This window comes from Tianxiuia mixotrophica, from assembly GCF_050596425.1.
Classification (GTDB): Bacteria; Bacillota; Clostridia; order Peptostreptococcales; family Acidaminobacteraceae.
On the sequence record NZ_CP192292.1, the window covers coordinates 1,647,603 to 1,662,178 of the forward strand.

The 14,576-nt window shown below is 38.0% G+C and carries 13 protein-coding genes and 1 pseudogene; 5 read left to right on the plus strand and 9 right to left on the minus strand.

The window, feature by feature from the left end:
• Nucleotides 1–52: 52 nt before the first annotated feature.
• The 6 genes from ACQ4KW_RS07100 to ACQ4KW_RS07125 form a co-directional block, all read right to left on the minus strand.
• Nucleotides 53–1,051, minus strand: a complete 999-nt coding sequence (locus ACQ4KW_RS07100) for a hypothetical protein (protein WP_430885839.1) — start codon at nucleotides 1,049–1,051, stop codon at nucleotides 53–55.
• The gene (locus tag ACQ4KW_RS07105) at nucleotides 1,020–1,928 is read right to left on the minus strand and encodes an ABC transporter ATP-binding protein (protein WP_430885840.1); all 909 of its coding nucleotides are present in this window, start codon (nucleotides 1,926–1,928) and stop codon (nucleotides 1,020–1,022) included. The genes ACQ4KW_RS07100 and ACQ4KW_RS07105 overlap by 32 nt, the downstream gene beginning before the upstream one ends.
• Nucleotides 1,915–2,313 (minus strand): GntR family transcriptional regulator, encoded by a 399-nt coding sequence (locus ACQ4KW_RS07110; RefSeq protein ID WP_430885841.1) that lies wholly within the window; start codon nucleotides 2,311–2,313, stop codon nucleotides 1,915–1,917. Before ACQ4KW_RS07110 ends, ACQ4KW_RS07105 begins: the two co-directional genes overlap by 14 nt.
• A gap of 243 nt (nucleotides 2,314–2,556) precedes the next feature.
• Nucleotides 2,557–3,069: a hypothetical protein gene (locus ACQ4KW_RS07115; RefSeq protein WP_430885842.1), complete on the minus strand. Its 513-nt coding sequence runs from the start codon at nucleotides 3,067–3,069 to the stop codon at nucleotides 2,557–2,559.
• A gap of 155 nt (nucleotides 3,070–3,224) precedes the next feature.
• Nucleotides 3,225–3,545, minus strand: coding sequence for a helix-turn-helix domain-containing protein (locus ACQ4KW_RS07120; protein WP_430885843.1), 321 nt, complete (start codon nucleotides 3,543–3,545; stop codon nucleotides 3,225–3,227).
• A gap of 175 nt (nucleotides 3,546–3,720) precedes the next feature.
• Entirely contained in the window at nucleotides 3,721–4,239 is a 519-nt protein-coding gene (locus ACQ4KW_RS07125) for a hypothetical protein (RefSeq protein WP_430885844.1), read from the minus strand.
• Between the two features lie 92 nt (nucleotides 4,240–4,331).
• Between ACQ4KW_RS07125 and ACQ4KW_RS07130 the strand changes: the two genes are divergently transcribed.
• Nucleotides 4,332–4,805 (plus strand): C-GCAxxG-C-C family protein, encoded by a 474-nt coding sequence (locus ACQ4KW_RS07130; RefSeq protein ID WP_430885845.1) that lies wholly within the window; start codon nucleotides 4,332–4,334, stop codon nucleotides 4,803–4,805.
• 307 nt (nucleotides 4,806–5,112) lie between these two features.
• Here ACQ4KW_RS07130 and ACQ4KW_RS07135 read toward each other — a convergent pair.
• The 3 genes and pseudogenes from ACQ4KW_RS07135 to ACQ4KW_RS07145 all read right to left on the minus strand — a co-directional run bounded on the left by ACQ4KW_RS07135 (nucleotide 5,113) and on the right by ACQ4KW_RS07145 (nucleotide 9,978).
• Nucleotides 5,113–8,204, minus strand: a pseudogene (locus ACQ4KW_RS07135) (efflux RND transporter permease subunit).
• An 11-nt stretch (nucleotides 8,205–8,215) separates the two neighbouring features.
• The gene (locus tag ACQ4KW_RS07140; protein ID WP_430885846.1) at nucleotides 8,216–9,322 is read right to left on the minus strand and encodes an efflux RND transporter periplasmic adaptor subunit; all 1,107 of its coding nucleotides are present in this window, start codon (nucleotides 9,320–9,322) and stop codon (nucleotides 8,216–8,218) included.
• 71 nt (nucleotides 9,323–9,393) lie between these two features.
• Nucleotides 9,394–9,978: a TetR/AcrR family transcriptional regulator gene (locus ACQ4KW_RS07145; RefSeq protein ID WP_430885847.1), complete on the minus strand. Its 585-nt coding sequence runs from the start codon at nucleotides 9,976–9,978 to the stop codon at nucleotides 9,394–9,396.
• Between the two features lie 307 nt (nucleotides 9,979–10,285).
• On the opposite strand from ACQ4KW_RS07145, the gene ACQ4KW_RS07150 reads away from it, so the two are divergent.
• The 4 genes from ACQ4KW_RS07150 (at nucleotide 10,286) to ACQ4KW_RS07165 (ending at nucleotide 14,561) form a co-directional block, all read left to right on the plus strand.
• Nucleotides 10,286–10,642, plus strand: a complete 357-nt coding sequence (locus ACQ4KW_RS07150) for an MmcQ/YjbR family DNA-binding protein (RefSeq protein ID WP_430885848.1) — start codon at nucleotides 10,286–10,288, stop codon at nucleotides 10,640–10,642.
• Nucleotides 10,643–10,650: 8 nt separating this feature from the next.
• Nucleotides 10,651–10,851, plus strand: coding sequence for an agmatine deiminase family protein (locus ACQ4KW_RS07155; RefSeq protein WP_430885849.1), 201 nt, complete (start codon nucleotides 10,651–10,653; stop codon nucleotides 10,849–10,851).
• Between the two features lie 878 nt (nucleotides 10,852–11,729).
• A complete protein-coding gene (locus ACQ4KW_RS07160; RefSeq protein ID WP_430885850.1) occupies nucleotides 11,730–13,004 on the plus strand; it encodes a hypothetical protein in 1,275 nt (424 codons plus the stop codon).
• 39 nt (nucleotides 13,005–13,043) lie between these two features.
• Entirely contained in the window at nucleotides 13,044–14,561 is a 1,518-nt protein-coding gene (locus ACQ4KW_RS07165) for a hypothetical protein (protein WP_430885851.1), read from the plus strand.
• Nucleotides 14,562–14,576 lie beyond the last annotated feature (15 nt).

A 14,576-nucleotide genomic window follows, 5' to 3' on the forward strand; every position in this document is an offset into this window, starting at 1 on the left:
AGGTCGTTCTAGGTACTGATGAAGATAATTTCTAAATATGATAAATCAAGGATTAAGCTTTCTTGAACGGCACTTGATGTCCTGTGATCAAAAGCAGTTTTCTTGCTAAGATAAATCCCATTGGAAAACATGCTAGACCCAAGACGACAACGATGGGATAAAGCCATCCCCCTTCGAAAATTTGAGAGAAGTCAAGGGCAAGAAATCCAAAGCAAAGTGTGAAACCCACTAGGAAGAGTTTTTCTGCCCAGATGAACATACACATGTTACCGTTATGCTCAAAGTCGTTCTTTTCAAATAAACCTTGTGCCCCTTTGAAAAGGAGGTAGGATACGAGTGTATATCCAATAATCATAGGCAGAATATCCATGAATCCAATAAAGCTCTTGTTATACCAATTTGAAGTATAAACAATATATTGAGGCATTAAAACTTGAAAGACTCCATCGCCACTATAAGATATATTAAAGAAAGCGTCGGCGTTAATCATGACGGAGGCATATAAAAACACAGGTGCATAGAAAATGAGTATACCAGCTATACCTGCAAAAATGCTGTTTCCCATAGTTGTGGCCACTAAAAAGTAAAATGAGTACTGAAAAAGACTGCTCAAATAAGCAATGATAAACCAGTAAAGTATTGGACTATAAGGTCCTATAATGGGTTGGCCTGCTGAAAAATAAGTGGCTGTCAGAATAATGAATGACATTGTATAGGCAAATAGGATTCCACATGCTCCTGCCAAATATTTGTGCTTCATAGTGTCCTTGCGTGAAAATGGAAGGGCAGCCATTACGCCTGAAACACTATCTTTTCTTGTATAGTAAAACTGAGAAATGATAATAATAGGAACTATAAGCCAACCGAGGAAATCGTAAGGCGAATTCGCTAGAATATCCATTGATTCGAGTCTCCATCCGTAAGCATGTTCGTGGGCGTGATTTATGGTAATAAGTATAGGCAACATAACTGCCAGGGTCATTAGAAGTGATGACCATCTTACTTGCAAAATTTCTCTTTTAAACAGCGGATGCTTTAAAGTTTTCAACATCGGTTTCACCTACCTTATTCGTTGTAATAAATATGTCTTCCAGTTTTAAGTCAATAGGTTCCCAAAATAGAATATCCATAGTTTCGAGAATTTTGGTCACGTCTTCCATGTCTCCATTAATGGTCAAATAAGCCACACGGCCGATCGTCTTGATATTCATAATGCCGGGAATTTCACTTAGCCCAGCAGGGATATGGTTGTTAAAGCATACCTGTATCTGACGAATGGATGATTTTAGGGATTCAAGGCTGGAGTTGCTTATAATCTTTCCATCTCGGATCATGATAATATGATCGCATATTTGCTCAAGATCATTTAAGAGATGGGAAGAAATGATTATGCTCGTCTGGTTCTGGGCCACTTCGTCCATGAGTATTCTAAAGAGGTTCTTTCTGCTCATGGGATCAAGACCGGTTGTTGGTTCATCAAGAAGAAGAAGTTTTGGTCTTATACCAAGCCCCACCATTAGAGAAACCTTCATTCGCATTCCTTTGGAAAGCTTTTGTATTTTTGTGTCTAGTGGAATTTGGAAGATCTGATTCAGGGCATGAAAATGTTGTTCATCAAAATGGTTATAAACGTCATTCATGAAATTGACAATGTCTTTGACCCGGGCATATTTAAAAAAATCTGCCTCTTCAGTGACAAAGGCGATATCGTGTCTTACATCATGGTTGTTAAAGACATCCATGTCTTTATACAGTACGCCACCGCTTGATGGACGGAGTATACCGCTAATCAGTTTGAGCAAAGTGGTTTTACCAGCACCGTTTTCGCCTATAATACCTGTTATAGATCCGGGTGTCGTCTGGAAATTAATATCTGTGAGGATGGGTCTGCCAACAATGTTTTTATGTAATTGGTTAACTGTTAACATGGTCAGCCTCCTTTCTTAGGTCATCAAAAATTTCATCAACAAGTGTATGAAGTTCACTCTCGTGTACGCCAAAATAGTGAAATTCAACAAGTAAGGTTTTAAGCTTTCTCTTAAGTTGGGCTAGGGCAGCTGTGTCCGTTTTTATATGCAAATCTTCCTTAACGAACGTTCCGCGACCGCGCAAGGTCACGATGATTTGATCCTGTTCCAGGGCCTTGTAAGCCTTGCTGATGGTGTTGGGGTTAACTCTTGTCATTTCGGCCAATTCCCTGACTGATGGAAGTTTTTCACCTTCTCGAAGAGCGCCTTTTAAAATGCTCTCCTTGACCTGTGATATAACTTGTTCATAGATAGGTTGGCTGGATGACGGGTTAATTTTAAACATATGGTCACCTCAGTAACTTAGTGTACTTTGTGTATTGAATTGATCATGCAAATTGCATGTATTAAGTGTGCTATGTGTATTAAGTGTACTATATGTATTAGTACACTTAGAGTTTAACGGATGGATTACTATATATCAAGTTACAAATATGTTACTTGATATAAATTTAAGACAAAAAAAGCAACTGACAGTGTCAGTTGCTCGAGGTAATGTGTATAGGAGGTTTGTCAAAATGACAAAATTCTAAATGCCAATTAAATGTGTCAACCTAGTGAAGCAAGTGATTAGATGGGCATCAATGCTTTTGAGCACATCATCATCTTTTCCCCAAAAGGAATGTTCACCATTTTCAATGTGATAAGGTAGTTCTTCACTGCCTCGATCGGATAGATTTACAGTGTAAAGTTCATAGACTGTGTCCGTTGTTTTAGACCCCATACAAAGGCCAAGGTGAATAAGCTCTTTTGCTTTAATATCATAACCGGTGAGCTCTTCGAGTTCATCGATGATCGTCTGTTCAACATCATTGTTTTTTACACGTGTGGATACAGCGCAAGTGTCTGCGGCTTCATCCCAGCAAGGAATAATTTCGCGTCTTAATAAGAACTCATGACCGCCAATGTGCTTGCGGTATGGCAGAATCAGAACGCGCCTCCCATTAGAATACGTGTCGTGGGAGTAAATATATGCTTTCCCGTGTTTGTCTGCTTCCATGATGCTGATAGCTGGATTCTCGTAAATTGTTTTGCGACCCATAATTCCGCCTCCTTTTTATGTATTGAGCCAAAAGGAAATGTTTATTTGGCTTATTCTATTTATTCCCCAATAATAGGCTGACAAACGGCATTCGCAATATTCCTCTATATGCAAAATCCTGTGTCAGTTGGTTGCCCAAAGTCACAGGATGCGTTTTAACCTTTGCCTTTTTTCTTGAGAACTTCAATCATATTTTGAATAGCTAATATTTCATCTGCCGACAACCCTTCACAGTCAAGTGGATAGGGTGGAGGTTCATAAGTCCCAACTTGTCTCTGGGGTGTTCGCCCCAGAAGATAATCGACTGAAACGTTAAAATTATCCGCAATAATCATGAGTGTTTCACGATCTGGAAATCTCGAATCAGTTTCATACTTCGACAAAGTTTGGTATGCTATACCAAGTTTTTCACTTAATTCTCTTCTTGACATTTTCTGCTCATCCCTGAGCTTGATTATTTTTGACCCAAACGACATCCGTGCACCTCTTATAAAAATGTCTACGCCCCTATAGACCTAAGTTATAACGTATCATATTATCATTATATACAAAATAAGCCTTTAGTTATAACGGTTAGACGAAAAAGATAATTTTATTTTAAAGTTATACACTGTGTATCAAATTATAATAACATACATGTGATTTAGTATATTATTTTGGTGGATGAGGGGCTCTTATATGATTTTCGAGTAAATTGATGTCAATATTTTGAACACCTTTAATGAGAGACTTGCAAATCTTAAAATGGGAAGGGTAGTAATATTGCATTAGTGTTATGAGTCTATTGTACTGATTGATCTCATTTGTTATATAGACATAGGTTCCATCTTTAGAGAAGATGTGAAGAACCCTGAAAATTTTAAGCATTTGTCTATGTTTTGCAAAGTAAATGCCCAGTATGTCATCTTCGTCAATGTGAATGCACATACCATCTGAGCAAAACTCCATATAGTCCATGTATACATCAACATATTTGGTTTTGTAAAGCATATAGTATTTATAATAAAAGCGTCCCAGTAGAATGCTTAAGATTCCGTAAAAGGGTACAAATAGGGCTGGTAAATGTCCTTCTTGACCTATATCATATAATACGACAAGACCATAAATGAGAATCAGGATTAAAAGCACAAGCCCCATGGCATAGAGCCGGTGAGGATAATGAAAACGCATGGAATCACCTTCTTTGTCAGTTTTTTACCCCTAGGTGGCTATGTGTATTCAATGTGGTTGTAAAGGATGAGGATTTACCCAAGGAGGACCATATGGATCAATTATTAAATACCAGTAAATTGGCGCAGACCCTATTTGATGAAACATACAACTGTGCCCAGTCAGTTCTTAAAGCCTTAAATGATGTGACCGGTCTAGATGACCACTTGACAGAGGCCATTTCAGCAGGTTTCGGAGGTGGGATGGGTAAGCATCAGGAAATTTGTGGTGCTATAACGGGAGCCAGTATGGCTATTAGTCATTCAGTTTACAAGCTTTATGACGATAAGGCTGAGGGCAAGGAAGCTGCCAGTGAAGCTGTTAAAGCCTTTATGATAGATTTTAAAAGGGAAATGGATCATCTGAGGTGTATAGACCTCACGCAGACGGATTTCTCAAGGCCTGAGGAAAAAGAAGCTTTTGTAGAAGCTGGTGGACGGGAAAAGATCTGTATGGAAGCCGTTTGCTATGCAGCACAAACCGCAGCCAAGATTATTTACGATTATAAAGAGGCTGCCAAGGCTTAAATATAGGATTAGGCTTAAGAAACAAAAAGGAAAAAAACCTCTCATGGGGGAGAGGCTTTTCCGGGTTGAGTTGATATGGGTGGAAGATTGGGGTCAGATTTTCATCTGACTTGTGGGAGAACTTCCAACTCCATTGTAACGTCAAATCCGCAAGAATACAGGCTTTATTCATATTTGGCACTTTAATTCACATAATCGGAATCCGAAAGTATATATGTAGGTTCGTTTACAAAAAAGAGCTTGTTCATCGAAGAACAAGCTCTTTTTCTGTGCTGAGTCTTGCAGGACTTAGCACATGGAAATGAGATTATGATTGAGAAGTCTCAGGTTTGAGATTTCGAATCAACTTTTTTTGCAGGTGTTTATCATAGGCTCCCATGATAAGGCTATACATGACTGGTATAATAACCATTGTCAGGAAGGTTGATGCAATAAGGCCTGCCATAAGTGAAACGGCCATTGGTGCAAATAAACTGCTACCAGAAAGGGCAAGTGGTATAAGGCCCATAACGGTAGTGCCAGCACTTAATATAATTGCGTTGAAACGCTTATCAACGGCATCAAGGCAAGCTGTATTCAGGTCATCACCATTACTGCGGGCTTCGTTAATATACTCAATGAGCAGAATGCCGTTTTTAACTACGAGGCCAATCAAGGCGATAACACCGAGGACTGCAGTTAAGGACATTGGTTGATTAAGAGCATATAGACCAAGCACTGAACCAATAAGTGAGAGCGGTATTGTCATAAGAATGATTACCGGCTGCAAGAAGGAACCAAACTGAATAACAAGTGTGACGTATATCAGTAAGATAGCCAGCATAGCCAGTCCGCCAGCCACACCAAAGTATTTTTTAATACTTTCTCTTTCTCCATCAAAGGTGACATTGACCCCTGTTTGGTCCATTTCAGGTAGTATTTCTGTCTCGATGTATGTTGCCACAGCGCTAGGATCGGCATGTGGAACTGTATCTGCAAGGACTTCAGAAGCAATTTTCCTGTCATATCTATTGATATTATCAAGCTTCTTGCCCAAGTTGACTTCGCTAAAGGCATGCATTGGTATTTTATTGTCAGTTAGTGAAGATTTAACCATAAAGGTCTCAATATCTGTTGTGTCACTAATATTGCCTTCTACAACAATGTCGTACTCCTTGCCGTCACGACGATATACTGAGGCGTCATAACCATATAGGGCAAGGTTCATTTGCTTTTGTATATCATATTTTGTCATTCCCATACTGCTGGCTTTGTCAGCATCCACATCCACTTCAAATTGGAATGTATAAGGTTTTAAGTTGTTTCTAACATTCAGAGTGCCTTCTACTTCTCGAACGCGATCAGTGAGGTCTCTTGTGAATGCGTCAACACGCTCTACGTCGGCGCCAGCAACACGCATAATGATTTTTGCATCTTGTGGCTCTGCGTACTGGAGGCGATTGACTGTACACTTGCCCGATGTGATTTTCTTGTCGAGTAAGTCCTGGATATATGTCGCAAATGCATCTCGTGAATGGAATCGACTCTTATCTTTGTCGCCTAGGTCAAATTTGATAAGCATTTGTGCAAAGTCTTTTGATGGTGTTGCAGGTGGCATTGTGATATAGAACTTAGGCATACCATCCCCAACAGCTACTGTATAGCTTGTGATTTCAGGTTCAGATGACAGAAGTTCAACAACCTCATCGGCAAGGGCCTCTGTGGCTTCCAGATTACCAGGCAGTTCAGACTTGATGTCGATATAGAAAAGGTCCTTATCAACATATGGGAAGAACTCGCTCTGAAGTTGTGGTGTAACAAAGGAAATGACTATTATAAGGATCATAAATGTGGATCCAGTCATAAGCAATCTACGCTTTAGGCCATATTCAAGCATCTTTCTAAAGAAGGTACGAATTCGACCAGGTTTCTTATTTATCTTCTTACTTGGCTTAAACACTAGACTTGATAAGGCTGGTGTCACAAACATGGCAACAAGGTAAGCGGCAACTATAGAGATGATTAGTACAAGGGGAATGGCTTGCATGAATGAGCCCGCAGCCCCTGGTAGACCCAGTAATGGGGAAAAAGCCAGTACAGTCGTCACAGTCGCAGTGAAAACTGGAATGGACGCCTTGTGTGTGGAGCGTTTGGCGGCTTCTATGCTATCAAGCCCCTTGTCGATTTCAACTTGTATGCTGTCGCTGATAACGATGGCATTGTCAACAAGGATACCAAGTGCGATGATCAAGGCTGTTAAAGAAATCTGGTGAATTTTAAGACCAGAGATATACATAACGCCAAAAGTCATCAAAATAGATAGGGGAATAGCTGTTGAAACCACGGTTGCGTTTCTTAGTCCCATACCTATAAATACAACGACAATAACAAATAGAATCCCTTGCATTAAGTTATCCATGAAATCGCCAGTGGAAGTGGCAACGGCCTGTGGCTGGTAAATGACTTCTTCTACACTGAGGTTATCTGGAAGACCTGCTTTAACTCGATCAAGGGTTTCGCGGACATCTTTACCAATGAGTACAACATTCTTGCTGTCTTCAAAATAGCCTGTTAGAAGCACGGCATTGTCGCCATTTTGCTTAAATTTTGATGCGCCATCTTCGACGGCCATATAGACGTCTGCAATGTCTTGGAGGCGTGTTACCACACCGGTATCAGGCGAAATACTGATGATGGCATTTTTAATATCATCCAGGCTCTCGTAAATACCAGGTGTTTTAACATTGATTTTTATACCATTTTTTTCAATGGCTCCAGAAGGAATTTCAACATTTTGTGCCGCCAGTATTTTGGCGATATCCTCAATGGAAATAGACATTTGATTGAGCATGCTTAAATCCACATCCACACGAACTTCTTTTTCTAGTTCGCCTTCAACAGTAAACTTGCTGACCCCGTCAATTTCAGTCAGTGCTGTCTTAAACTGCTCTCCAAAAGAAGCGAGCTGCTCGTATGTGTAAGCATCGCCGGAAAGGCTTATAACCATGCCAGCAGTAGAGACCAAGTCTGTATCAATTATACTGTCCATAACGCCATTTGGGAGATCACTCTCGGCATCTTTAACGGCATTACGAACCTCCTGCATTGCTGTATCATTGTCAACGGCCATATCAAAGAAAACAACAACAATTGACATGGATTCTTTTGCAAATGACTTGATATAATCATAGCCATCTATTTCGTAAAGTTCATCTTCAATTTTTTTGTGACAAGGTCATTGACATCTTTAGCAGAGGCACCTGGATAAGGGGTTATAACCATAGCCGCGGGGAAAGAGACGTCAGGACTTTCTTGACGTGGCAGCAGATAAAAACCTACAGCGCCCATAACTGTTAGAATAACAGCTAAAAATATAGTGATGTTTCTCTTGTCGATTGCTATATCGATGAGTTTCTTCATTTTGCTCACTCCTAATTTGCTGATTCATCAACAACGACATTGATACCGTCTGAAAGATTATTCATACCTGAAACGACAACCAGTTCCCCGGCTTTTAGACCAGTCACACGAACCATCATGCCCGATGTGTCTTGTGGTATAACTGTGCGTTTGAAGGCTCTCTCTCCATCCGTAATGTAGACAAAGTCTTCGCCTTCTGATAGAAGGGCTTGAATAGGTATCCAGATGCCATCTTGTTTGCCCACTTCAATATCTACTTCTGCAATAGATCCAAGGTGGAAATCGGCTTCATCAACAGTGATTTCTGCCATGTAAGTTCGTGTTGTCATATCTGGGGCTTCGTCTACTTGAGTGACCTTGCCTTTGGCGATGACATCATCGATTTCAATATTGGCTAGGCTTCCAATTTCAATATCGTTCAAATTTTTCTGTGGAATACCAACTTTGACCACTTGCGTTTGACTGCGCTGCACTATAACAGGATAGCCTTGAGGGATGAGTTCACCACTTTCGTACATTGTTTTAACAATGGTACCATCTGCCTGTGCGTAAATATTGGCATCGACGAGTAGGCTTTCTTTGTGGTTTAAGTCTGCCTTGGCTGCGTTAAGTTGTGTAAGAGCTTGGTTGTAAGTTGCCTCAGAAACATCTGTTTTGAGTCTTACTTGATCAAGTTTATCCTTTGAAATACTACCGGCTTCAAATAGGGACTCCATACTTTTAAGAAGTGTCTTGTCATACTGATAAGCCTCTTTTGCTTTTGTGATATTAAGTTCTGCTGCTGAGAATGTTGCTTTGGCAGCATCCAATTGGAAATTGAGGTCTTGAATATCCAGTTTTCCAATTAAATCTCCTTTTTCAACGGTTTGTCCGTCTTCAACGTAGAGTTCTCCCAGTCGACCACTGGTTTTAAAGCTGTACTCTATTTGATCTTTGGCATCAACGACGCCAATATAATGCTGTGTAATAGGTTTTGATGAATCTTCCAGTGTCTGTACTTGTATAGAACGTACAGGTCCTGTTGGTTCAGCAGCTTTTGCTGTTGTACAGCCTGTTGTGCCAACCACAAGTGCCATGCAAATACCTGCCAGTCCCAATGATTTTGCAAATTTTTTCATTTTCTTACCTCCTAGACTTTTTATACCGATTATGTACTTTTAGTATAAAAACGACCTAAAAAAGTGCCCTATTAGTCACAGGGCTTATTTTCTCTGATTAATACGCCTTCAATAATAATGATGAGTGCATTTCTAAGATTGTGTGCCATTTCCTCTGGGCTTCCCGCATTTTCAATCATCTGCTCGCGAACGATTCGTTGCAGAGTTGTTAGAAAACGCACATCAATATCTTTTCTTACAAATCCTTCTGATAGACCTCTCTCGTAGAGGGCTATTAGGGCCGTGGTCATACGTTCTTCTCGCTCATTGTATTCAGTGGCTAGTTTAGGGTACTGAATTAAAAGTTCTCGAATACTGGCAATATTGTATCTTTCAAATATCAGTGGTATACGCTCTGTCAAAGAATAAAGGGCTTGAAGAGGCTCGTCAGCTTTTGTGGCTTGTTCAAGGACGGCTGTGTACTCGTCCTGCACAGAAAAGACCACTTTTGCCAGAAGTGTTTCCTTATTACCGACAATTTTGTAGAGTGTGTTTTTTGCAACGCCTGACATCTTTGCCAAGTCATCCATATTCCAACCCTTATGCCCATACTTATTGAGCAAGATCCAAACGTTGTCGTATATTTTTTTCTCGACTATTTGATTTCCAGCTTTCATATGCGTCCCTCATTTCTATACGATATTAACCGATTTAGTATAAAAAGTCTATATGATTTCATTATTATTAACATAAATTTTATACTTTCATAAGAATTGCTTTCGTACATTATACGATACTTTTAAGAGCTGTGATAGAGTCATTCTAGTGATGCAGATGTAAAAAGACTCAAGTAAAATCGATTTGTTTATTTTACTATATATGGAAGGCGCTCTGGCTCATATGGTATTATAAAGGAAGACATGAAAGTTTATAGTTCGTAAAAAAAATTCAAAGTATGGCATGACAAGATGCTGAGGGGGAAAAATGACTAGGGAAGAAGCGATCGGGTACGCACTGTCGAAACCAGGTGCAACAGAAACATATCCATTTGATGAAACAACACTTGTCTTTAAGGTGGGAGGAAAAATGTTTGGTCTTGTCTATGACCATAAAGGCGATTTGGGCCTTAACTTAAAATGTGATCCAGACCTTTCGCAAGTCTTAAGACAACAGTATGAAGGCGTTTTTCCGGGATACCATATGAACAAGAAGCACTGGAACACAGTTCTTTTTGGTTCTGACGTGCCAGATGATGAAATTATTAATCTTATGAATATTTCTTATGATATTGTTTTTAAGTCTTTGACTAAGAAGGTTCAGAAGGAGATACAAGATGAATAAAAGGCTTGATGCATAGTAGTCATTATGTCAACTATTATGTGGCAAATGAAGTGGTTCTAGTGCCACTTTATAATGATCCAAATGACCAACGTGTAAAAGACATACTAAAAGCCCTTTATCCTGATAGGCAGGTTATTGGCATTGATGTAAGAGAACTATACGTTTATGGTGGCATGATTCATTGTGTGACACAGCAAGAAACGTTTTAGTGGTGGACATTTAATAAATTAATGTAATTGGTTCAAGTTACATGTGTATTGTGAACGTGTTCTTAAGTTTAGTAAATACCAATATTATGTAGGATAAAAAACAACTCATTTATGGGTTGTTTTTGTATTTGCATAGTTAATAGTAACAAATAAATCAATATTTATTAATTTATAAATTGGATGTTCGAAAAAAATCAATTAAATTAGCTATGATAAGGAATAAAATGGTTTATTTGTGTTAAAATATCGAAGTGCTATATTTTTATCAAAGTTTTAGAGAGGGACGGGATGTTTATGATACTTAAAAGGGGACTAGCAAGTCTATTTGTAATTGCATGCATTGCTATGACAATAGGTGACATTGCATATACAACTACAGATACTTCTGTAATTGATGGTTTAAATAACACGACGGTAATTCAAGTGGAAAATTCCAATATACCAATATTTGAGTTCGAGGGTGGAAGTGTTTCGAATTTAGCACCTGTAAGAAATAACAGTTGGATTGGATTTAATTTAAGTAATAGTATAGAGCATAGAATTAGCAATGGTTTTTTTATGTCGAATTCGAGTAGTAAAATTCACCATTCTTTGAGATACCTATTGAAGCAGGAACGGGATATACATTAAAACTAGTTGCATTTTCAGAAGATGATTCATCAGCATCAGCAATTAAAATTGAGTATTTGAATAGTAACAATGTGGTTTTAAAAGAAAGTTCCATCGATGTTAAAGGGAGCTTAGAGAAAGAATATAAAGATTATTTGGGAACTGCTCCTAATAAATCCACTAAACTCAAGTTTTACTGAGAGGGGGCAAATGGTTCAGGATATTACAAAAATATCGATATACGAGAAGGGGACTGGTCTAATTCAGAGATGAACTATTTGGTTGGGACTCAAAACACATCAGATATATTGATTCAGAATTCACAGGAGAGTGGAGATTCAAAAATTTATATTCCGGGTGAGTTCGGGGATGGGACCAAAATTTCAATTGATGGCAGTATGGCTACTATATTACGGGAATGGAGTGAGCCGCTCACTATAGATGGTGATATTGAAATAAATCATTATAAATTAACAACTCATTCGGAAGATCTTGTGGATTATAAGCGATTCAGAACAAATAATGTATTTATAAATTCAATCATCGAAGACTCTGTAAATGAACAGTTTCATAGACTATCGCTTCCAAATGGAATAACTACGAAGGGGTACAGAAAAGTTGGAGAGTGGTCAAGTCCAAACATATCTATATTGTACTCCGAAGGGGGAAAGTTGGAGCTATCTATAGCTAATATGTATAGTGGATGGGCAAAGGGATATGATCCGTCGCCACAAGAGATTACAGCATTTTTTAATGGGTGGGTAATGTACAATTCGAGTTCACAGATGCCTTATGAAGGAACGGGAGCAAAAAAGTGGGCAAAAAGATTTCAAGGGATTGGGAAAACATACGAGTTGAAAATGGGAGTGCTAGTAGAAACTAATTCAGCAACAGAAGTGTGTCCAACAGAAAAGGCATACGGTGACATTACTGAGAGCTATGAATTACAATATCAACTTAAAGAACCAGTCGTTGAGACTGTAGCACTTGAGAATGGTTTTAGATTAGATAAGGGAACAAATAAAATCAGTTTATACACTGGAATTAGAAAAGAAAAGATAAATGTAGTGAAACATACTAATGGATCAAGATATTATATGAATGTTATTGATCATCCTTATACTGGCGGAAAAGATAGTCCTTTCAAAAAAATGACAAGTGAAATAATTCGTGTTGTAACAAAAGCTAATGGGATTGAGCGTGATATTACAGATTTATGTGTTTATGAATCAAGTTATGCCTATGGTGAAGAGAGAGTGAGTGTATCATCATCTGATGTAACAGATGATGAAATGGATAATGTGTATGTTGTATATAGGACAGTTGACAGTTTAAAGGAAAGAAGCAATTTTTTTGCGTCTATTACATATGATGATTCTTTGAATTCAGTCATAAACTCTTTAATAGAACAAGTTTTAAGTTTGCAAAGTAAAGTAAACGTTTTACAGAACAATATTGATGATTTTACAAGTGAAAGTGGAGAATCTATTATTAATTTTGATTATGACGATAATGGAAATTTGAAGAAGATAGAATCACAATAGTTTAATAACCAAAAGAGATGATATATAAGGAGTTGTAAAATGACTAATAAGCATGTGGTAGCGATCAAGTTGGTTTGTATAATGATGTTTTTGAGTTTTTTAGCTTCACCTCAATCTTATGCAGATACAACGTATAGCGTTGAATATGGAAATCTGATCACATCATTTATTCCGGAGACTAGTGGACAGATTGATATAGAAACAACAGTATCAGGAATCAAAAATGAAATAACTAATTTTGACTTCTCGGATAGTGCCGCAGGGTGGTCAACTCCATATGGGCATGGGGAAGTCGTTAATGAGCAATATATCCAGATGTATTCTAGGCTACACCTAGCTTCAAGATATCAATACAATGATATTAATTCAAAAGTAGGGAACAAGTACTTTGCTTATGGCAATATTTACACCTTATATCCGAACACAACATATTTTAGATATGGAGACACTTCAAGTGCTGTTATTGGTTTAGAAAATGACTGGACAGAAGTATATGGTAGCATTGATTCTCAAAATGTTGAACCGTTTAGGTTGTACCATAGAACCGATACTTCTTATGATATAGGTGATCAGGTATTACTAAAACCTGATGTAGTGGTAATTGATAAGACTAAATATGGGATTGAACATTTATCAGAAGAGCAATTATTAAATATCGCAAGAAGCGGAATTACAAATAGGACAGGGAAAAATGAACTAAAAGTTCAGATACGAGGTAAAAACCTAATTAATATTAATGGTGAAATAAGCAAAAGTGCACATCCTGATTATAAGGATCCACCTCAAAATTATGTGGTTGCAGGTAAATTGCATGCTCCAGCTGGTGTGAAAAGTCACTTGGGAAGAGGAATATATGTAGATTTGAAACCAAATACTGAGTATACTTTTTCCTACTCGACAGAAGGAGACGCCTATACTTGGATTGCTGATGCTCAGAACCTAACTTTTAGGAATAGATGGTCAAAAAATATTACATTTCGAAGAGATATAGACCATGGGAATTACGCCTTATCGTTCACTTCGCCAAGTAGTGGTAGGATTTTTATATCCTTTTTAAGAAATGGTGATTCATCAATTGAAAACCCTGCTTTATTTTGGAACTTGCAACTTGAAGAAGGCACTGTGAAAACAACTTATATGCCTTATAAATCATCAACTGCAACTTATAAAATGGACGTTGATAATAATGAAAAAATTTATACTGTTGATGGTTTAATTTATTCATCACTCACAAATAAACCTATTATAGGTTTAATACCTCCGAAGACTTTTGCTGGAGAAAGGAATACTGTAAACGTCACAATGAATGGATCGGTGTTAGCAAAAACGAATGTCACTGTTAGAGATTTTCCTAAAATATCCAACATGACACAAGGTGAAGTCAACTCTCGAATATTATTTGAGCTAGAAGAACAGAAAAGAAAGATGGATCAGATGACTTATTATATGCAAGAAATTATTCGGAGTGGTGGAACTGGAAATTCAGGTGTTAATAATTTGAGTTTTACATACGACGAAAACGGAAATCTAAAAGACATAACTAAGATCAATGAATAATTTTCATAAATATTA

What these genes read in the sequence shown, in the direction of transcription:
- ACQ4KW_RS07100 (WP_430885839.1), bottom strand. Translation starts at nt 1,051, where the DNA reads ATGTTGAAAACTTTAAAGCATCCGCTGTTTAAAAGAGAAATTTTGCAA.
- ACQ4KW_RS07105 (WP_430885840.1), bottom strand. Translation starts at nt 1,928, where the DNA reads ATGTTAACAGTTAACCAATTACATAAAAACATTGTTGGCAGACCCATC.
- ACQ4KW_RS07110 (WP_430885841.1), bottom strand. Translation starts at nt 2,313, where the DNA reads ATGTTTAAAATTAACCCGTCATCCAGCCAACCTATCTATGAACAAGTT.
- ACQ4KW_RS07115 (WP_430885842.1), bottom strand. Translation starts at nt 3,069, where the DNA reads ATGGGTCGCAAAACAATTTACGAGAATCCAGCTATCAGCATCATGGAA.
- ACQ4KW_RS07120 (WP_430885843.1), bottom strand. Translation starts at nt 3,545, where the DNA reads ATGTCGTTTGGGTCAAAAATAATCAAGCTCAGGGATGAGCAGAAAATG.
- ACQ4KW_RS07125 (WP_430885844.1), bottom strand. Translation starts at nt 4,239, where the DNA reads ATGCGTTTTCATTATCCTCACCGGCTCTATGCCATGGGGCTTGTGCTT.
- ACQ4KW_RS07130 (WP_430885845.1), top strand. Translation starts at nt 4,332, where the DNA reads ATGGATCAATTATTAAATACCAGTAAATTGGCGCAGACCCTATTTGAT.
- ACQ4KW_RS07140 (WP_430885846.1), bottom strand. Translation starts at nt 9,322, where the DNA reads ATGAAAAAATTTGCAAAATCATTGGGACTGGCAGGTATTTGCATGGCA.
- ACQ4KW_RS07145 (WP_430885847.1), bottom strand. Translation starts at nt 9,978, where the DNA reads ATGAAAGCTGGAAATCAAATAGTCGAGAAAAAAATATACGACAACGTT.
- ACQ4KW_RS07150 (WP_430885848.1), top strand. Translation starts at nt 10,286, where the DNA reads ATGACTAGGGAAGAAGCGATCGGGTACGCACTGTCGAAACCAGGTGCA.
- ACQ4KW_RS07155 (WP_430885849.1), top strand. Translation starts at nt 10,651, where the DNA reads ATGCATAGTAGTCATTATGTCAACTATTATGTGGCAAATGAAGTGGTT.
- ACQ4KW_RS07160 (WP_430885850.1), top strand. Translation starts at nt 11,730, where the DNA reads ATGAACTATTTGGTTGGGACTCAAAACACATCAGATATATTGATTCAG.
- ACQ4KW_RS07165 (WP_430885851.1), top strand. Translation starts at nt 13,044, where the DNA reads ATGACTAATAAGCATGTGGTAGCGATCAAGTTGGTTTGTATAATGATG.